We start from the raw sequence: 19,497 nt of genomic DNA, 5'->3' as shown, positions 1-19,497 counted from the left end.
ACACCCGACCCGAACACCCCCGCCGCCTGCGCACTCGCCCCGAACACACCCGGACCGGCCGACCCCGCACCGGAAACCCCAGGCCCCTGGGCACTGGTCCCCGACACACCCGGACCTGCCGCCCCCGCGCCGGACACACCCGGCGACGCACCCCCGCCCTGCCCGAACACCCCGACACCCTGCGTACTCACCCCAGGCACACCCGAACCGGCAACACCCGACCCGAACACCCCCGCCGCCTGCGCACTCGCCCCGAACACACCCGGACCGGCCGACCCCGCACCGGAAACCCCAGGCCCCTGGGCACTCGTTCCCGACACACCCGGACCGGCAGTGCCGGAACCCGACATCCCCGCACCCTGCGCGCTCGTCCCCGACACACCGGGGCCGGCCGTGCCCGCGCCGGACACACCCGGCGACGCACCCGCACCCTGCCCGAACACCCCGACGCCCTCCGTACTCACCCCAGGCACACCCGAACCGACAACACCCGACCCGAACACCCCCGCCGCCTGCGCACTCGCCCCGAACACACCCGGACCGGCCGACCCCGCACCGGAAACCCCAGGCGAAGCGCCCCCGCCCCGACCGGCCACTCCGACGCCCTGTGTGCTGGTCCCCGTCACGCCCGCACCGGTATCGGCACGGCCGGCGACGCCCGCACCCGTGCCGCCGCCGAGCCCGGCCACGCCGGTGCCCTGGCGGCAGTAGCCCTGGACGCCGACGCCCTGGACCGCCGTGTTGATGCCGAGGACGCCTGTCCCCGGTTCGACCGACCCGTCGGCGACCGCTGGCCTGCCGCTGCTGCCGATCAGGCCGGGACCGACGTTGTCGTCGCCCCACGCGCCGAAGCGGATCGGCGACGGCACGGCCTGATTGGGGTCGAAAACGCTGCTGGCATCCGGCGGTTGCTGCTGTTGGAACGGCATCGCTCTCACCTCTCCGTTGTCTCGTCCGCCCCCGTTGCGGGTGCCGGCGGCCGGCCGCGCACCCGTTCAGCTCTCTTCCTCGGCCACGACGTCAGGAGGGGACCGCCTGCTGGGGATCCCGCGCTTGGGTGACTCGTCGAAGGGGTCGGTGGAGGTAGAAGCCACACTGTTCAGCGGGCTTGGGCGTCTCCCCGGCGATCGGGGTGGCCTTCGCCCAGTGGTCGGTCCGCCTGGCCGTGACCTGCCGGCTGACCGCCTGGCCGGGGCCCCGCCGGAGAGCCCGAAGGTGTGTTCACGGAGACGTGCCTGCTGATGTACAGGCCCGGTGCCGGGGAACCGATCGTTCGATCCCACGTACGTCATCGTGAGTACGGTGTCGACCGGGGTCAGCGGATCGTCGATCTGGCAGACAGCGCCGCCCTCGGCGCTGACTCCGGTGCCGAGGGTGCTCTTCTCCGCCACGCCAGGCCCGGGCACCGCAGTGCCCGCCGCACCGGGCCCGCTCGTGGTGCTGCCGGACCCCTCTGGCCCCGAGGCGCTGATCCCCGACACCCCCGGCCCTCTGGTGCTCGTTCCCAGGGCACCCGTCCCGCTGGTGCTGGTGCCCGCCATTCCCGCCCCGCAGGTGTTCGTCCCCGAATCGCCCGGCCCGGACCCGCTCGTCCCCGCCACACCCGAGCCCTGGGTGCTGGTCGCCGATACACCGGACCCCAGCGCGCTACGGCCGGCGACGTCCGGGCCGCCGGTACTGCCACCGGGCACCCCGGCACCCTGCGTACTGCTCCCGTTCACGCCCGGGCCCTGCACGCTGGCGCCGGTCACCCCCGGGCCGGCCGTGGCGTCGCCCCGCACGCCCGCGTCGACTCCCGTACCGGACACTCCGGTCCCCTGGCGGCCGACGCCGTGCACGCCGATGCCGTGCCACGCTGCATTGACGCCCAACACGCCCGCGCCGCTCTGCATCTGGCCGTCACCGGTCGGCACCACGCCCTTGCCGCTGCTGCCGACCAGGCCGGGGCCGGTGGTGTGGTCGCCCCACGTGCCGTAGCCGATCGGCGGAACCTTCTGGCCGGGGTCGAAGAGGCCGCTTGCATTCGACGGCTGCTGCGGTCGGAAGGGCATCACTCTCACCTCTCAGTCGTCTCCGGACCGCTCACTGGTAGACGATCTGGAAGCAGTTCAGGCTCACGTCGGTGCTCTGGGCCCCGGTCAGGTCGGCCTCGATGAAGTACTTGTTCACCGAGTTGTCGACGGTGGTGACCGAGGTCGGCACGACGGCCGCGCCGAAGGTCTGGACGGTGACGATGGTCGTCGCGCCCGCCAACGCCGTCACGGGTCTGCTGCGCAGGTTGACGGACAGCAGCGCCGTAGTGGCACTGGGCTGGGTGGTACCGAAGACCGTCAACGACTTGATCACGGCCCCGTCCGGCAGGACGACGTTCATGATGCCGCTTGCCGACGTGGCACCACTCGGCTTCACTGCCGCGTCGACGTTGACATCCCACCCCGGCGTCTGGCTGGCATTCTGATTGGCCGTCAGCAGCGGAATGACGCTGAGGATGCGCTGCTCCCTGAACAGCGCCGCGATCAGCGGGTTGAGGTACACGTCGGCGAGGGTCTGGAACTCTGCCTCCAGGTTGTGGAAGCGAATGTTGAGGCCTTTCTCCCCGCCCGCCTGGACCCGGTCCTCATTGTCGATCCAGTCCTGGTGGCGGAACGAGGGGACATATTTCGGAATCATGACGGGTTGCCCTCCTCCGGTCGGCGGAACGGCGCCTGGTCGTAGGTGCGGTAGGTCGGGAAGGTGAACGCGGGCAGTACGTCCGGCTCGCCGGGGGTGCGGGCCAGCTCGCGCACGTGGGCCCGCAGCCGCCCGGTGCGGAACTCCACGCCGATCGGCTGGAACCACTTGAGGACGTTCAGCACCAGGTCGTACTGGTCCTTGCCGATCACCACCTCCGGCCGGGCGTCGAGCGCGTCCTTCAGCCGCACCTCGCACTGGTAGGGCAGTACCGGGCTGCCCCGCAGGTAGTCGGCGCGCAGCCGAACCAGCCCGGGCGCGGCGGCGTCGACCCGGGTTGCCGGGGCCTCGAAATCTGCCGGCTCCGCACCGCCGGGGCCGAGCGGCAGCGCGGACCAGGCGAGGTCCACACCGTTGTCGGGGCCGAGGGGCTGACGGGCGAACAGGCGGGGTGGCTGCGGCGGGCTCTGGCCGAGCGGCGTCTGGTCGGCGAGCAGCAGCGTGCCGTCGCCCTCGGGCGCGGCAAGCAGGCAGGGTGGGTACCCGGCGGTGACCGGGGACGCGGCGAGCGCGAGGCAGTTGTCGCCGGCGGCGAAGGGCAGCGGCAAGAGGGTGTCGGTGGTCGTGTCGACGACGTGGACGCGGCCGGTGGCCTGTCCGCTGCCGGAGGTGGCCACGTACAAGTGTCGCCCGTCGGTGGCCATGCACATCGCGACCGGGCCGGTTCCGGGCGGAAGGGCGGTGAGCGTCGCAGACGGGGTGGTGGCGCCGGTCGGGTAGACCTGGATCGCGCCGCTGCCGGGGCCGGTCACGCCGGTGTCCACGCCGATGTAGAGCTTGGCACCGTCCGAACTGAAGGCGGCGCAGAGCGCCCGGGCGACGCCCGGGATGGTCACTGGCCCGCCCACGACCGGTCCGCTCGGGCGGACGACCAGGCAGAAGCGGCCGCCGTCGAGCAGCACGGCGAGCGGCGGACTGTTCGGACTCGCGGCGATCGCTCCCGGGAGACCGGGCAGCAGCAGGTTGGTCGTCTGCGCACCGCTCTGCGGGTCATAGGCGCGCAGGGTGTGGTCGGTGCAGGTGAGGTAGAGAAGGGTGCCGTCGGTGGCGAGGGCCACCGCGTCCGGGGTGACGACCGGTGTGGCCGCGAGAGTGCCGGGGTCGAGGGCGAGCACCCGGCCGCGCTCGTGTGCGACGAACAGTCGGCCACCGACGAACGCGAGTGCGATGGGAAGCCGGTCCGTGAGGACGGAGGCCTCGAACGCGAGTACAGGCAGTGTGCTGGGCGAGTCGGCCGTCAGGGCGTAGGCGGCCACCCGATGGCTGCCGCGTTCGGCCAGGTAGCACAGGCTGCCGTCGGGGCGGAAGCAGGCCGCCACAGGCGCGGCGCGCGGGCTGACGGTCGCCCGGACCCCGCCCCCAACGGTCACCTCGGCCGCCGGTCCGTCGAGCGTCACGGCGAGCTGTTCCCCCGGTGCCACTGCGGCCCGGACGATCGGCTGGCCGCCGGGGTCAGGCGCGTTCTGCAGGGTGACGAAGTCGAAGCCGGCCGCGAAGGCGTGAGCGGCCAGGGCCGGGCCGGTCACCGGGGACGGCTGGCCGCTGACGGTCGGTTGGTCGTAGCGCAGGACGAGGGCCCGGCCCTGGTGCGCCAGGCTGAAACCGGACGGGTCGTAGGCGCTGACCACGGTGAGGGTGCCGGGCCGCCCGGCGAGGCGGGCCAGCAGCCGGTCGAGGGCGGCTCCGGCGGCCGGCTGCATCCGGCGGTTGTTCACGTCGAAGCCGTAGTCGACGTGGGCGGGCCGCAGGGCCAGGTCGTCGGTACGCAGCTGGAGGTAGGACGGGTCGAAGTCCGTGGTCACGGTACCGGCCGACTCGGACTCGGAGACGCCGATCCGGCCGTCCCGGCCGATGGTCTGGCCGATCGTCATGAAGTCCTCGGGCAGGCCGATCCGCAGGGTTCGGCGGCCGCCACGGGTGTGACCGGCCCGGGTGACCTCGACTCCGACGGTGACGTCCCCGGCGGTAAGGGCCTGCAGGGTGGCATGGCCGAGCGGGGTGTCCGGGGTGACGATCGCGTTTCCGGGGCCTTCTCGGGTGACGGACCAGCGGACGAGGGCGTCGGCGAGCCCGGACACGGGCGGGTCCAGGGCGAGGTGGGCGGTCTGGCCGGCGGTGGGGTCGGTGTCCCCGGCGGTGTCGAGGGTGAGGGCGAAGGTGTCGCCGGGCGGCTGGGCGGCGTGGACGAGGTCGTCGGCGGTGCGGGTGACCCAGCCGAAGCCGGCGGCGTGGGCGTGCACGCCGAGCATGCCGGTTTCGAGGATGCTGTGGCGCAGGTTGAGGGCCCGGCCGACAGCGTGCAGACCGGGGCCGGCGGGGTCGTAGGCGCGCAGCACGCTGAGGATGCCGGGCTGTCCGGCGAGGCGGTCGAGCAGCGCGTCGAGGGCACGCCGGGTGGTGAACTGCATCAGCCGGTTGGCGTCGTCGTCGGCGAAGTCGAGGCCGGGCCGGGCCCGGTCCGCGTGACGGCAGAGCCAGGCCGGGTCGAAGTCGGGTTCGTCGTCGGCGGTGCCGACGGTCTGGGGCTCGGTGCGCAACCGGTCGCCGTCGGCGGTGATGCTCTGGCCGGCGGTGAGCGAGGGCGGCAGGACGCGCAGCAGGCTGGAGCCGGTGGCGATCGCAGCGGTGGTCTCGTCAACGACGAAGGCGGCATGATCACCCGCGACCGGCCCGGCGACCTGGTTGACGGCGTCCTGGAGGTTGTCCGGGGTCGGGACCAGCCAGCGCTGGAAGATGCTCAGCCGCCGACGGTACTGGTCGTCGCTCTCGCCGGTGACCGGGGCGAAGGTGGTGCGGGCGGTGGTGGAGATCCGGACCTCCTCGATCAGTCCCTGGTACTGGGCGGCGACCGGGCCGTCGGGGGTGGACTCCTGGCCACGGCCGATCGTGAGGGGCTCGGCGCTGAGGACCGGCCCGAGCTGGTCGAGGCTGCGCCGGTCCAGCTCGGCGCCGTCCAGGTGGAGCTGGGCGACGGCTCCCGTTCCGGTGCGGCGGACGGTGGCGGCGAGGTGGTGGAACTGGCCGTCGGCGAGGTTACGGGCGGCGAAGAGCTCGGTCTCGGTGGTGCCGTCGGCGAGCGAGAAGCGGGGGTTGTGGTCGACGCCCTGGTAGCTGCCGAGGGTGAGCGCCCAGCCTGGGGCGGCCGGGGTGTTGAGCGGGCTACGTTTGGCGACGACGGCGCCGGGGCCCCTGGCGGCCGGGTCCGGTCGGACAACCGCCTCGACGGTGAAGTCGGCGGGCAGGGCGAGGTCCGGGCTGTCGGGGACGGTGAGGTTGCTGTCGGGGGCGGTGAAGCCGAAGGCCGGGCCGAACCGCCCGGTCTGGCCTGCCTGGGCGGCGCCGTTGACGGCGGCGGGGTGCCGCCCGCCGGCGTCGGCGGCCGATGCGGCCTGGAGGCCGTCGGGCGTGGGCCGGTCGTCGAGGTGGTAGAGCACAAGGGTGGCGTCGTCCGGCGCGTACGGATGGGGCGGGAAGCGGGGCGCGCCGAGGTCCCGGCCGATCAGGTCGAGGCCGGCGCCGCGGGCACCGGTGGCGCTGCGCTGGCGGGCGACGTCGGCGCCCCGCCGAGCGAGGTCCTGGTAGTCGCGGCCGATGGTCCAGAGCAGCCGGGCGAGAGTGCCGAGCAGCGCGGTCAGTTCCCAGTCCTGCGGCCCGGCCGGGGCCGGGGGCAGCGGGCGGAGTCCGGTGAGTTCCAGCGCGGCGGTGAACTCGGCGGCGCTGCCGGGCAGTTCGACGGCGATCTGGTCGCCGGCGGGCCAGCCGGCCGGGAAGCGCAGGTCGGTGCTCTCCTCGGGTGCGCCGGGGGTGCGGGTGAAGGTGATCCGGACGGTGAGAGGCTCGGCGATGTCGGCGGTCGGCGCGAGCAGGAAGCGGGGGGCGTCCGGCTCGCGTCCGTGGCGGGCCCGGTAGGCGGAGAGGTCGTAGTCGGGGCGCAGGGTGCCGGTGCCGTCGGCGGTGAGCGGCACGGCGAGCCGTTCCATGCCCCGGTCGTAGGCGGGGGTGAGGCCGGTGGCCATCACGTCCAGGAAGTCGGTGCTCATGGGCTCGCCACCTGGAGGTCGATCAGCGGGCTGTCGAGGTTGAAGTAGGCGATCTCGTCGGCGGCGAGGGTGAGGTTCTCGCCCACCGACAGTTCCACGGCGTCGCCGAACACCGCGCCGCCGAAGCCGACTTCGGCGAAGAGGGGGGCGCCGCGGCGCAGCCGCAGGTTCTGGACGTCGACGACGCTGGCGACCGAGCGGGCGGTCAGTACCAGGTCGGAGTGCAGCACGGCGCGGCCCAGGCGCAGCCGGTCCACGCCGGCGTGGACGGCGGTGAGGATCTCGCCACGGATGGCGTCCGGGTCGTGGCCGGGCTGGATCACCAGGGTGGCCCGGATGCCGACGTCGACCTGGTTGGCCTGCCGGATGTCGGGGAACACGGAGACCGGCCGCCACTGCCGGACGACGTCGAGTGTCTTGTCGTACACGGCCGGGATGTCGCCGTCCTCCTGGCGCCAGGGCCAGCCGGGTTCGACGGCGACGACGATGTCGAAGAAGTACGGGGAGCCGGTGCGGCGGCCAGCGGTGAAGTCGTGTTGGCCGAACAGGTAGGTGCTGAAGACGCCGTGGGAGGCGTCGACGCCGCCGAGTGGGTCGAAGACGGCCGCGTCGCGCACGCCGGGGACGTCCAGGATCCGTGCGAGCACGGCGTCCTGGGTCCACAGGGTGCGAGGGACGCCGAGCAGGCGCGCCCGGTAGACGTCGTCGGTCTCGAGGAGGTCGCCGCCGCCGATGGGGGCCCGGTTGGCGACCTGGACGGTGGCCGGGTCGAAGTTGAGGTGGAGGCGGGCCCAGGCGGGTTCGAGTTCGAGGGCCTGGCCGGCGGGCAGGTTGCCGCCGGGACCGCGGTCGACGGCCTGGACGCCGACGGTGGCGGCGGGCGCGTCGGCGGTGAGGGTTGTGGCGGCGGCGGTGCGCAGGCTGGTGTGCGGGGCGGGGGTGGTGCGTACGACGGTTCCCTCGGGCAGGACGAGGACGCGGTCCGGGCCGGCGCCGGTCACGGTCAGGGTGACCTCGCCGGTGGCCCACAGTGGCTGCCGTGCCTGGCCGAGATCGGCGCCGAGCAGGTCGAGGGCGTCGCCCTGGGCGGTGGTGAGGAAGTTGGCGTAGTACTGGTTCTCCAGAGCGCGCCAGAGTTCGTGGACCTGGACGGCGGCGGCGTCGAGCACCTTGCGCAGGGCGGAGCCGGACGTCAGGTCGACATCGCTGCCGAACATGGCCCGGGCGCGGGCCTGTTGGTCGGCGATGATGCGGTCGATGCCCTTGAGGACGAAGCCCTCCGGGGTCACGCCGTAGCGGTCGGCGGAGGTCGCGGGTGGGGTGAGGTCAGTCAAGGCGTCCCCCCGAGGTGAGGGTCAGCGTGGAGCCGGCGACGGTGTCGATGATCGCGTAGACGGTGTACTCGCGACGTGCCCGGGCGGCCTCGACGATCTGCTCGTGGGCGGCGCCGGCCAGGCCCGGCCGGAAGTCGAGGTAGCGCGGGTCGTCCTGGAAGAACACCTCCCGGACGTCGGCGACCCGGCGGTCCGCGCAGAGGCAGCGGACCAGTTCCATCCGGATGTACTCCTTACGGGCCTGGAGGTCGAGGGCGTAGCGGCCGATGGAGAGCCGGTCGAAGCCGAAGGCGGTGTTGAGCCGGTCGGTGCCGAGTTGGGTGCCGACGGCGAGCAGCAGTGCCTGGACAAGCGCGGCGAGGCCCTCATTCTCGGCGGGGCCGCCGGTGGTCGGGTCGGTGGCCAGGTCCCCGTCGTCGAGGGCGAGGCCGCGGCCGAGGCTGGGCCTGCCGGTCGGGCCGCCGCCCGGCAGGCCGGGCAGGCCTGGCACGCCGGGCAGGTCCGGCGGCGGGGGGCCTGGGTCGACGAGGCGGTCGGGGTCGGTCATTCAGATCGCCTCCAGGAGAGTCTGCCCGGGGTCGGTGATCTGCCAGGTGCCCGGCCCGGTGCCGCTGGCGGTGACGCCGTGCGCGGTGGCGAGCAGGACCGGTTTGCCGCCGACGACGAGCTTCTTGGCAAGGCCGTCCGGCAGGGCGGGGGTGGTCGCGCAGGGCTGTGGGGTACCGCTGGGGGTCATGGCCGTGCAGGGGGTGATCATCCCGGGGACGGGGGCGGCCGCGGAGCCGAAGGTGAAGGGGGCCTCCGCGCCGGTGGTGAGCACCCCTTTTCCGCTCACGGTGACCGCCGTGTTGCCGGGGGCCAGGTTGCACTGCCCGCCGTGCGAGCACTGGATGATCGCGCCTTCGGCGAGGACGAGAGGCATCAGCCGATCGCCACCTTTCCCTGTCCGACCGTCAGGCTCGCCCCGCCCGCGCTGACGGCCACCTTGTCCGCGTCGACCGTCACGCTCGCCCCTCCCACCTTGACGGCCACCTTGCTGTCCCCCACTGTCACGCTCGCCGGGCCGGCGGTGACGGTCGCCTTCTCGTTCTTCGAGGTGACCGCGACGTTCCCGTCCCGGTCGATCCGTACCTCGGTGCCCGAGCTGTGGCTCAGCAGGAACTCCTCGGCGGCGCCCTCGGCGGGCCGCTCGCCCACAGCGGAGCAGGCGGAGGTGCCGACGGTCAGCTTCAGGCCCACCGCCTCGACGACCCGGCGGCCGTCGGCGGCGGTGAGGTCGTTGACGCCCTTGCCTTCGGGGCGCGGGTCCGGTCCGGCTGAGAGTCCGGTCGGCAGGCAGAGCCACCAGTCGCCGGCCTTCGCCCGGGGGCGGTCCATCGCGGGGTCGTTGGCCCAGAGGAACCCGGTGACCACCGAGTCGTCCCGGGAGCCGCGGACATCGTTCAGCAGTGCGCGCATGCCCTCGTAGACCGGAACGGACAGGCCCACTTTGTGCCAGGCAAACGGCGCGGCGAGCGGTTTGTCATGGAGTACGGGCCCGTGCTCGTCGACGACCAGGTCGACACTCGGCGACACGGCCGTCGGGGCGTCGCCCTGCCCGTACGCGAGGTCGGCGGACCGGCGGTCCGGCTTGGCGGAGCGGATCTGGCCGGCGTCGACCGAGGGCGAGACGGTGCGGGCGTCGCGGATCCGGCCGGCGATGGCGTCGGCGATCGCGAACGGGCTGCCCTCGCGCGCGGCCTCGGTGTTCTTCCGGTTGCTCTTCCCACCGCCGCTGCCGATGCCGGTGTCGCTGGTGAAGACGGCCGCCCGCCCGGTGCAGACGTAGCCGTTGCGCGGCGAGAAGGAGTGGGTGAGCTGGATGATCCGGTAGCCGTTCAGCGGGTTCTGGTAGCCGTCCACGCCGGCCGCGACCAGTTGCCCGGCGCGCAGCGCGGGCATGCCGAGGACGGTGAAGTCGAAGGCGCCGACGGAGGTCTGCTCCGGCAGGTCGTTCATGACCCGCAGCGTTCCGGCGGTGCTGGCCTGGACCGGCGCGAACGCGGCCAGCCGGGCGGTGACCCCGCTCGCGGGCGCGATCAGGGCGTCCTCGCCGCTGAGCGCGGCGAGCGCTGCCGACGGGTCGGACGGCAGGGCCGGGCCGGGTCCGGACGGCGGGGAGGTGACGGCCTGGCCGAACTGGACCGTGCCGTCCTGTACCAGGAGTTCGGCGTCGAAGCGCCCCGCGAGTTGCTGCAGCATGATGAAGGCGTTCGGTGCGTCCAGGGTGATCTCCCGGCGCGAGCCGGTCGGGGTCGCGCGGCCGCGCAGCTCGGCCTGGGCCTTGCCGACGATCTCCTCGGCCACCTCGGCGGGGGTGACGTCCTGCCGGGAGTAGTGGGCCAGTCCGGTCGTTCCCTTCCCCTCGCCGAGATCCTTGGTGGTGACCAGTTGGAAGGCGGCCTCCTCGAAGCCGGTGAGCAGCGCGCCCAGCTGCGGGTCACGCCGGGAGACCGTCATCCCGTCCACCCGGCCCTTCAGGACGGGCTTGCGGGACCCCGGCGATTCCAGGTAACCGAGCGTGATCTCCACCTCGACCCCGCCCACGCGGTCGCCCCGTTCGCCGGCGAGTGCGGTGGACAGCGTGCGCTGGGCGGACAGCGGCAGGGCGGCGAGGTGGATGCTGAAGGCGCCAGGCTGTCCGAGGCCGTACGTCACGGTGATCTCGGCGTCGCTGAGGATCAGGCCGCTGGACACGTCGTTGGACACCGTGAGGTTGAGCGTCGGGAACGTCACGCGGTACCAGAGGATCACGCCCATCGCGGTGCCACCCCGATCACGATCTGCGTGCCGTAGTGGCCAGGGCCGTTGAGATTGCCCCTGGCCACCTTGGCGGTCACCAGCCGGATCGCCAGCGGCCCGGCGTAGTGGACGAGTTCGGGCTCGGCGACGAGCTTGCGCAGGAACTGCACCTGCGGCCCGGCCGGCCCGTGGCGCACCACCCGCAGCACCAGGTAGCCGGGCGGCGCCGTCGGCACGGCGGCCGGAGCCGGCGCGGCGAGGTCGTAGAGCATCTCCGGCGGGTCGGTGGCGGGAGCGCCGAGGCTGACGTACAGGCCGAAGTCGTAGGCCGTCGCGCCGATCAGGCAGCCGAACGCCTGCGGCAGACCCTCGTCCGGCACGACGGGCAGCTGATGGAAGTCGAGCGCGGGCCCGGCGGGTGGGAGCGGGTACGTGGCGAGCGTGTTCACAAGGCACCTCCCAGCTGCCGCTGCGCGGATTCCAGACCGCTGACGCTGGGCACGGCGGCCATGCCGGCGGCCAGGGCCAGGTCCAGCGCGTCACCGAGGACGGCGGTCACGCTGGAGCGCGGTACATGCTCCAGCGTGATGCTGACGTCGAGAGCGTCGCGCTTCTGGTTGGACTGGGTGAAACGCAGGGCGGTGATCTGCATGTCGAGGCTGATGGTCATCCCGCAGACCACCGGGATCCCGGCCAGGTTCATCGCCGGCGCGGCGGCGGGCGCGAGGGCGCGCGAGGTCAGGGCCAACGCCTCCAGCCCCTTCTTGACGAGCAGCCTGGTCCGGCCGACCAGCACCGCCTCGACCGTGATGGTCCGGGTGGTCGGCGAGACCAGCTGCGCCAGGCTGCTGCCCGCGATCCGGGCCACCTGGTAACCCTCGTTGAGGGTCAGGCTGGTGACGGTGAACAGCGGCACCGCACCGATCAGGACGGGGACGTTCACACCGGCAGCCATGTCGGGGGCCTACCTCTCCGGGTTCCTCGGGTTGCGGAGCCGCTTCTTCGGCGCCTCCTCGGCGGGGAGTTCGACGGGTTCTTCCGGCATCGGCTCCGATGCGCCGGTGTGGATCCGGACGCGCGGCTCGTCGCCGCCGGCCCCGACGCGGACCCGGGCGGGCGTCCGGCCCCGAACCTTCATCAGGATCCACTCCTCGATGCTCCTGGTCCGCTCCGCGTCGATGGCCCTCCACCGCGCGATGACCTCCGGGTCGTAGAAGGTCCCGGCCTGCGGCCACGCAGCCCAACTGCGTTCCCCCTTGGACGCGTTCGCGGATGCGTCCATGAGCACCATGTCGTCGATGCGGACGGCGAGGGCTTCGCGCTCGGCGGCCGTCAGCAGCTCGAAGCCCTCCATCCGCGAGATGCGGACCAGCGAGACGATGTGATCCACCTCCAGCAGCCCGGAGGACACCCGCAGCCTTCCGACCTCGTCGACCCTGGCGCGGGCGAGGACCTGGGCCCGTTCCCTCGATGCGTTGAAGGCCTGCCGCATCCGCACGAGCGGGCTGACCCGGGCGGCCTCCGCGGCCTTCGCGGCCTTCTCCATGTCGCGGACCGCCCGGGTGATGAGGCCTTCCTTGACGATCTGCCCAGTCCGGCCGCGCTCCCCGGCGAGTGCTACGAGCTCGGTGTCGATCTCCCTGATCCGATGGACGTCCCGCGTCTCCAACGGCTCCTTGCGCAGGGCGCTCCGCTCGAACTCGAGCTCGGCCTCGTACAGGCGCCGCGCCGCCAGCTCCTCGCTCGCCTTCGTGAGTGCCGCTTCGGCCGCGAGCTGCTGCGAGGTCGGGCGGTGCCAGGCCCGCATCTCGGCCACGATCTCCTCGAACGCGCTCGCGCCCTCCGACCGCCGCGCGGCGAGCCGGTCGACGTACCGCAGCAGCGTGGCGTCGTCCATGGTGCGCTGCTCGCCGATCCGGACGATCTCCTTCACCCGCCCGAACGCCGTCTTGATCTCGGCCAGTTCCGCGCCGGTCAGCCTCGTCACGTCGCCCAGGAGTTCCGTCAACCGGGCTTCGGTTCGCAGCGCGGCGAACTTCGTCACGCCCTTCTTGACGGCGTAGTACATGGCCTGCATCGGCCCGGTCGGGTCGACCAGGAAGCCCCCGTGGAGGCGGCCCGCGAACTCGCCGACCACGCGTTTGAGACCCAGCTCTGCCGCCGCGTGTGCCTTGAGCGTCTCCCTGAGTTTCGGCGCCAGCCCCTCGACCTCGTCGATCTTCGCCGTGAGCGCCCGGTAGCGGGCCGCCGCCGTCTCGATGTCCGTGGCGGTGGAGAAACTGCGCAGCGGAACCTTCAGCGCGACCAGGCCCTTGGCCGACGCGGTCAGCAGCGTCGCCACCGACCCGAGGTCCACCGCCGCCGCCACGACGGCGACCCCGACCCAGATCAGCGAGGGTTCCGTGTCGATGAACGACAGGTCGTACTCGGTAGAGGACCGCCGGTACTCCGCGATCGCCTCCGTCGCCTGGTAGACGCTGATTCCGGCGGTCGCGACCAGCGCGGCGGCGGCGACCCACCCGCCGACCGGAACGACCGCGGCGAGCACGAGGGAGATGAGGACGAGGACGGTCGCTGTGAAGGAGTGCGCCTGGCCCACGGCCTTGACGTGGTCGTCGACGATCCAGGCGTAGATCGTGTCGGCGCCCGCCCCTTGGCTCTGCTTCGTCGCCTCCACCAGTCCCGGCAGGCTGAAGACGCGCTCCGGGTCGCCCGTGAACTCCCCGCGGACCGTGGCCGCTTCGGCCTGTCGCTCGTCGGCGACGCCGAGCAGGTACGTCCGGAGGTCGGGTGTGTCGAGCCGGGCGAGCTTCTCGCGGTCGGTGCCCCGGCCCAGCCGGTGGGCGTCGACGAGCGGGTCTTCACCGGCACTGGTCACCACCGCCTGGCCGGCTGCGGCGCGCAAGGACACGGCTTCGGCCTGGTACCGGCCGGCCATCGCGCCGACACCACGCATGGCGAACTGCATGGCGAGCTGCTCCTTGGCGGCGGCCGTCTCGAACTCGGCGCGCGCCTGCGTCCGCGCGATGCCGGCGACCATCGACTCGACGTAGCCGGGGCTGCGCAGCTTGCGCCGCTCCTCATGGAGCAGGTGGTCGAACCGCGCGAGGACATCGAGCCCGATCGCGACCGCCTCGGCCCGGAACTGCAGCCGGTAGGCGTCCATCGCGGAGACGAAGGCTGCTTCATCGGTGAATCCGTGGCGCTTGAGGGACTCCTGGAAGTGGGCGGTCGCCGCGTTCAACTCGTCCCGGAGAGCTGGGTACACACCGACCTTGGGCCCGGCCCGGGTCGCCCGCGCCCGGACCGCGTTCAGGGCCTGCCACAGCCGGTACAGGTCCTCGCACCCGAAGAGCTCGGCCGCGGCCGCCTCGGTCCGCGCGGCCTCGGCCCCGCGGGCCTCTTCGGCGCGCAGGTACCGCTCGATCGAGGCATCCAGCTCCGCCCAGCTCGTCGTCTCCGCCGTGACCTTACTCAGGTAGTCGGCACGCTGGGCGGGCGTCAGACCGCTGAACTTCCCTCCGAGGCGCAGCACGGGTTCCAGGTCCTCTCGGTTCAGCGGCAGGCCGCCCGCGAAAAGGATGTCCTTGACGTCCTCGGGCAGGTTCGCGATCTTCCGGCGCAGATCGTGCTCGGCTGCGACGTCGGCTCGCGCGGCAAGCCAGCGGGCGTGCAGCGCCGCGTCCTGCGGGCCGGTGCCGGGCCGCCGCGTCCCCGGGGGGAGGCCGGCCTCCTGCCGGAACCGCTCGTCGGCCTCCTGGTCGATACGCTCCCGCTCGGTCGGGGGCAGCGCGGCCATTGCGGTCGCGGTGACGTCGGTGACGGTCAGCTCGATGAAGCCCCGCCCGACGTCCCGGGCGGATGCCGAGCGTTCGCGCCCTTCCGTCCACCGCCAGGCGGGAAGCAGCCGGTCAACCTCCTGCTCGCTCGTGGCCCGGTAGTACTGGCGGACGAACTCGCGCAGCAACTTCGCCGGTCCCAGCTCTCCCATGGCGGGGGTCAGCCGCACCCGGAAACGGGTCCCCTGTGGCCCGCCGCCTCCCGCCGGTTCGGCCGGCGTCGGGCGCTTCCTGCCGGGCGTGCCCTCGGTCCGCTGCGCGAGGCGGGCCGGTGTGTGCTCCGCCCGGCCCCGCCCGCCGACCGCCCCGGGCTGCCGGGTACCGGCCGGATGGACGGGCGCGCGGGTGGTGGCCGCGGGGACGGCGGCCCGCTCCGCCGGCCCCGGCCCCGGCCCCGCCCCCGTCGCCGCCTCCGCCGCCTCCGCCGCCTCCGCCGACAGTCCGAAGGCCAGCAGGAGGCCGCCCGCCGCGGGCTCGGTGACCGGCTCGGCAGTCGGCACGGCGGCCGGTTCCACGGCCGGCTCGGCAGCCGGCTCGGCGACGGCCGCGGGCACCGGCATCACGCCCGCTGCGGCCACCGGCGCACCCGCGACCCGCATGCCCTCCTCCCCCAGCCCGGCCACCGCCCGGGCCACCGCGCGCCGCAGCACCAGCTCCAACTCCCGCCGCCGGTCCTGCGGTAGGTCGCCGTCGAAGGTGACCGCCTCCGGAAGATGCGGCCGGATGGTCAGGTTGCCGAGGCCGCCGCTCATGGCTGCCGCTCCAACCCCGCCAGCTGTGCGGTCAGTTCGTTCCGCCGCCGCTCCGACACCCGAGCCTGCTCCGGCGTCATGGACCGAGCACCCGCCCCCGCCTCCTCCTCAGCGAGTTCGGCGCGCAGCACAGCCGCCAACTCGTCCCTGTCGAACGGCTGGAGCTCCACCGAGTGGGTCGTGCGCACCAGATCGTGCTGCCACTCCCCCGTGAACCACCGGCTGCCACCGATGACCCGGGAGGTCTCGCTGTGCTCGATCCGCTCCGCCGCCACCGACACCGACGTCAGCTCCACCTCCGCGTCCATCAGGTTCTCGTCCCGACCCCTCCAGTAGACCGTGGTGAGGATGCCGACCACGCCGTAGAGCGGCCTGCCCGGGTTCCGCAGCTGGAGCTGCACCAGTTCCGGCGCCTGGCTGTCGAGCCGGGACTGGATCTCCGGTTCCATCGACGCCAGCTTCGGTTCCGTCCACTGACGGATCTTGCGGCTCTCGTACTCCTCCCGCACCCTGGCGGCGACCTGGGCCCAGATCACCGCCGCGACGACCTTGGCCAGGCCGATCCCGGCGGCGCGGACCCCACGTGCCAGTCGCACCGTGACGGGCACCCGGATCGGCTCGCGGGACAGCACCCCGCCGACGCGGCGGCGCATGGTCTCGGTGTCCCGGAGTGAGCGCGGCCGGGTGGGGCTGACCCCGGCCGCCTTGGCCTTGGCGATGTCCGCCATGCGGGCCGCCCTCGCCTCCGGGCCCACCAGGTCCAGGAACTCCACCTGCGGCGGCAGGTTCTTCGCGCCGGGTGCGTACCCGCCTGCGTTGGTCACGATCAGCCTGATCTTCAGTTCCTCCGGGATCGGCCGGCCGACCGCGACCGCGTCCCGAGCACGGCCCAGCCGCTTCAGGACGTCGGCCTTGCCTTCGAACGCCGGCGCCTGTTCGATCTTGCCGATCGCCCGGGTGAGGCTGGGGTGCAGGTTCTTGCCGAGCGACGTCACGTCGGCACCGTCGATCTCCTCGAGGGTGTTGTAGGCCTTGTTGTCGACCAACCAGATGTCTCTGGTCCCGGCATGGATCCCGACGTAGTCGATGCCCGGCTCGTTGAGCCGGTGCGCACCCGCGCCGGTGGAGGTGATCACCGCGTGCACACCCCGCTCTCCCAGCAGGTGCGGGAGGTCCTGTTCGCCGTAGGCGCCGCCGACGTACGGGCCGGCCCTCGGGCGCGGCCGGTCCGTCGGCGGGCCCGGCACGTCGTGCGCCAGGACCTCGGGCCGTAGGACCAGCGGCGGGCCGGGTGGTGGCGGGCCGGGCAGCGACGGACCGGGCGGAGGGCCGGGCGGCGAGGCCCCGGCCCCGGTCGCGGCCGCGGACCGGTGGCGCAGTTCCTCCTCCAGCGCGTCCGCATACGTCCGCATCCCGGCGTAGGCCGCGTCCTGCGCGCCGTGGCCGAGCAGCCAACTCCGCACCTGGAGGTACTCGGTGTCCAGTTGGGCGTCCGAGAGCAGCGCCGGATCACGCGACGGGGGCGCGGCTGCCGCGAGCCGTACGGGCTTCAGCGCGCCGCCGCCGTCGAAGGAGGGCACTCGGTAGAACCGCCCGCTCGGACCGATCCGCAGGGGGTCCCTCGGTTCGCCGCCGGTCTCCACCGGGACGGCGGGCTCGCGGGCGGTCACCGTCGCCAGGTGCTGCCGGGCCTGCCGGAACCGCTCGGCGAGCGCCTCCTCGACCGCCCGCCCGAGCTGCTCCAGACCCGCTGCCGACGGCTCTCCGACGATCGACACCGTGATCGGGAAGTGGCACGAAATCCGCGGCATTCCCGGGCTCCTCCGGTTGTGCTGGTCCCGCCGGTCCGACCGGCCTGTCCGGTACCCGCGCTCAACTCAGCGCCTTGTACAGCGCGTTCCAGATACTGGACGCGATGTCCTCCTTGGCCGTCTCCGCGACATCCCCCGCCAGCACCACGTGGATCGGGAAGTAGTAGTGGACCTCGGTGCCGGAGCGGACGGACACGGCCGCCTGCGAACCGGGGGCCGGCACGACGCGGTCGCCCTGGTGCACCTCGATCAGCCCCGGACCTTCGACCGCCTGCCCGTTGTCCTGGTCCGGCTCGGGTAGCGGGTTCCAGTCAGACATCGAGTCCTCCCTCGGGCGCGCGGGCCTAGGCCGGAACGGCCTGCAGGCAGATGCAGTTGAAGGTGGTGGTCGGCACGCCGTCGATCACGATGGTGCTGGCCACGGACGTGATGTAGCAGTCGTTGAAGGCGATGTTCTTGAACGTCCAGTCGCTCCCCTTGGCCTGCTGTACCCCGATGCTGAAGGCGGTGCTGGACAGGGCCAGGCCGGTGAGCGTCGCCACCGACGCGCCGATTGCCTTGACCGCCATGGTGAAGGTGAACGCATGCGGCTGGACGATGTGCGCGACGTTGTCCGCCTCCAGTGAATGCAACGGCTGGACCGGCACGTTGAAGGTCGGGTTGAACGAGTCGATCGGCGTCACCGGCTTGCCGTTCAGCATCACCGTCAGCCGGCTGTCCCACTTCAGGGCGTCGGGCATGGTCTCTCACTCCCTCTCTCGTCCCCGCTCGCTCAGCCCTTGAGGACGAGATCGATCTTCAACCGGTGAATCGCACCCGCGTAGACAACCTGGACGGTCATGTCGACGAGACGACTGGCCCGGGCGTCGCTGATCTCCTGCGCCTCCGCCGCCGACAGGTCGGCCGGGTCCTTGTCCAGCAACGTCAGCAGTGGGATCACGATGCTGAAGTCCTCGATCACCTGCCGGGCCACCAGCGGGGCCAGCACCGACTGGACGATGGTCTCGACCGCGCGCAGCCCGACCCGGGAGGTCCGCAGGTTGCCGATCACCTCGATCAGGGCGGCCTTGATCCGGAAGTTGATGTCGTCGAGGGTCCGGACGATGTCGACGTACTTCTTGTCGTGGCTCGCATCGGAGGTGTAGCCCTCGCCGAGGTAGAGTGCCTGGCCCGGCAGCAGGACCGGCCTGGTGACCCAGTTGACCAGGACGTCGTTCAAACCGTCGATCTCCGTGTCGGAGAACACGTCGGTCATGGCGATGCTGATGGGCTTGAGCAGCAGCGAGATGTGCGGCTCGTACCCGGCGATGACCCCGGCCAGGGCCGCCGCGACGTCGTCGTTCGACTTGTGGGCGATCAGCACCATCCGCTCGTCGATGACCGGCGGGGTGACCAGTGTCTTAAGGTCGCCCTGCGGCACGGCGCGGTCGAGCATGGCCACCCCGATCCGCTCCTTGCCGTCGCCGAGGTCCGCCGTCACGTGCTGTTTCAGCACGGCGAGGGTGTCCACGGTCGTCGCGTTGAGCGGGGTGTTGGCCAGCAGCACGATCTGGACGTCGAGCTTGTCGACCTTGGTCAGCCCGTCGTCCCACTGGGGTGAGGCGTGATCCACCGGAACGCCCCAGACGACGGTCGGCGGCGGCGTCTGGGCGAACGCCGTGCGGATCGCGCGCAGGAGGTCGCTGTCGCTCTCCTGGGTCACCTTCGACCCGGCGGGATAGGTGGCGCTCAGCGGGGTGTCCAGGGTGAGGGTGAACGTGGGGGCCGCGGTCGGAGGAGACGGCGGGGCAGGCGGTCCGGCTGCCGGGGAGGGCGGCGGCGGAGGCGGCTGCACCGGGGCGACGGCGGTCACCGTGTGCACCTCCGACACATTGCCGGCGGTGAAACGCACCAGCACGGGCGCCGGAACGCTCGCCGACGCGGTGACGTTGTCGCGCCCCTTGGCCGCGTCGGCCGACAGTGTGGTCCCGCCGAGGGCCTTGAGGTACTGTGCGGCCGACCCCGGCGAGGTGAACTCCTTGGCGTCCGAGGCCGGGGCGCCGAACCCGCCCCTGCCGACGATGGCGATGTCGCCGAACGCCCTGACCGCCGGCGCGAACAATTCGCTGCTGGCTTGGACATCGATGTACTTGACCGGCATCGACCGCTCCTTACGTGCTGCGTGACGACGCGATGCCTGACGACGCGTTGCCCCGTGGCGGCGCTTCCCA

General features: G+C 72.8%; 14 protein-coding genes. 1 reads left to right on the top strand and 13 read right to left on the bottom strand.

Annotated elements, in window-relative coordinates; all coding sequences use genetic code 11:
- Nucleotides 1-1,293 precede the first annotated feature (1,293 nt).
- Nucleotides 1,294-1,977: a hypothetical protein gene (locus ACH47Z_RS40090; protein WP_399083229.1), complete on the top strand. Its 684-nt coding sequence runs from the start codon at nucleotides 1,294-1,296 to the stop codon at nucleotides 1,975-1,977.
- A 105-nt stretch (nucleotides 1,978-2,082) separates the two neighbouring features.
- Here ACH47Z_RS40090 and ACH47Z_RS40085 read toward each other — a convergent pair whose 3' ends face one another.
- The 13 genes from ACH47Z_RS40085 to ACH47Z_RS40025 form a co-directional block, all read right to left on the bottom strand.
- Complete coding sequence (locus tag ACH47Z_RS40085; RefSeq protein WP_399083226.1) at nucleotides 2,083-2,670, bottom strand: hypothetical protein; 588 nt, start codon at nucleotides 2,668-2,670, stop codon at nucleotides 2,083-2,085.
- Nucleotides 2,667-6,770 carry a LamG-like jellyroll fold domain-containing protein gene (locus tag ACH47Z_RS40080; protein WP_399083223.1) on the bottom strand — a complete coding sequence of 1,368 codons (4,104 nt, stop codon included), beginning with the start codon at nucleotides 6,768-6,770 and terminating at the stop codon, nucleotides 2,667-2,669. Before ACH47Z_RS40080 ends, ACH47Z_RS40085 begins: the two co-directional genes overlap by 4 nt.
- A complete protein-coding gene (locus tag ACH47Z_RS40075) occupies nucleotides 6,767-8,104 on the bottom strand; it encodes a baseplate J/gp47 family protein (RefSeq protein WP_399083220.1) in 1,338 nt (445 codons plus the stop codon). The genes ACH47Z_RS40080 and ACH47Z_RS40075 overlap by 4 nt, the downstream gene beginning before the upstream one ends.
- Complete coding sequence (locus ACH47Z_RS40070) at nucleotides 8,097-8,651, bottom strand: hypothetical protein (protein WP_399083217.1); 555 nt, start codon at nucleotides 8,649-8,651, stop codon at nucleotides 8,097-8,099. Before ACH47Z_RS40070 ends, ACH47Z_RS40075 begins: the two co-directional genes overlap by 8 nt.
- Nucleotides 8,652-9,026, bottom strand: a complete 375-nt coding sequence (locus tag ACH47Z_RS40065; RefSeq protein ID WP_399083214.1) for a hypothetical protein — start codon at nucleotides 9,024-9,026, stop codon at nucleotides 8,652-8,654.
- Nucleotides 9,026-10,903, bottom strand: coding sequence for a hypothetical protein (locus ACH47Z_RS40060; protein ID WP_399083211.1), 1,878 nt, complete (start codon nucleotides 10,901-10,903; stop codon nucleotides 9,026-9,028). The genes ACH47Z_RS40065 and ACH47Z_RS40060 overlap by 1 nt, the downstream gene beginning before the upstream one ends.
- On the bottom strand, nucleotides 10,894-11,334 hold the full coding sequence (locus tag ACH47Z_RS40055) for a hypothetical protein (protein WP_399083208.1): 441 nt from the start codon (nucleotides 11,332-11,334) through the stop codon (nucleotides 10,894-10,896). The genes ACH47Z_RS40060 and ACH47Z_RS40055 overlap by 10 nt, the downstream gene beginning before the upstream one ends.
- Nucleotides 11,331-11,840, bottom strand: coding sequence for a hypothetical protein (locus ACH47Z_RS40050; protein WP_399083205.1), 510 nt, complete (start codon nucleotides 11,838-11,840; stop codon nucleotides 11,331-11,333). Before ACH47Z_RS40050 ends, ACH47Z_RS40055 begins: the two co-directional genes overlap by 4 nt.
- Nucleotides 11,841-11,849: 9 nt before the next feature.
- On the bottom strand, nucleotides 11,850-15,476 hold the full coding sequence (locus tag ACH47Z_RS40045) for a hypothetical protein (protein ID WP_399083203.1): 3,627 nt from the start codon (nucleotides 15,474-15,476) through the stop codon (nucleotides 11,850-11,852).
- Entirely contained in the window at nucleotides 15,473-17,287 is a 1,815-nt protein-coding gene (locus tag ACH47Z_RS40040; protein WP_399083200.1) for a hypothetical protein, read from the bottom strand. The genes ACH47Z_RS40045 and ACH47Z_RS40040 overlap by 4 nt, the downstream gene beginning before the upstream one ends.
- A 61-nt stretch (nucleotides 17,288-17,348) precedes the next feature.
- The gene (locus ACH47Z_RS40035) at nucleotides 17,349-17,606 is read right to left on the bottom strand and encodes a hypothetical protein (RefSeq protein ID WP_399083197.1); all 258 of its coding nucleotides are present in this window, start codon (nucleotides 17,604-17,606) and stop codon (nucleotides 17,349-17,351) included.
- Nucleotides 17,607-17,631: 25 nt separating this feature from the next.
- A complete protein-coding gene (locus tag ACH47Z_RS40030) occupies nucleotides 17,632-18,027 on the bottom strand; it encodes a hypothetical protein (protein ID WP_399083194.1) in 396 nt (131 codons plus the stop codon).
- Nucleotides 18,028-18,059: 32 nt separating this feature from the next.
- On the bottom strand, nucleotides 18,060-19,427 hold the full coding sequence (locus ACH47Z_RS40025; RefSeq protein WP_399083192.1) for a hypothetical protein: 1,368 nt from the start codon (nucleotides 19,425-19,427) through the stop codon (nucleotides 18,060-18,062).
- Nucleotides 19,428-19,497 lie beyond the last annotated feature (70 nt).

The organism is Streptomyces sp. NPDC020192 (genome assembly GCF_044388685.1).
In the GTDB taxonomy this organism is placed as follows: domain Bacteria; phylum Actinomycetota; class Actinomycetes; order Streptomycetales; family Streptomycetaceae; genus Streptomyces.
This window is presented reverse-complemented; position numbering and strand designations above follow the sequence as displayed.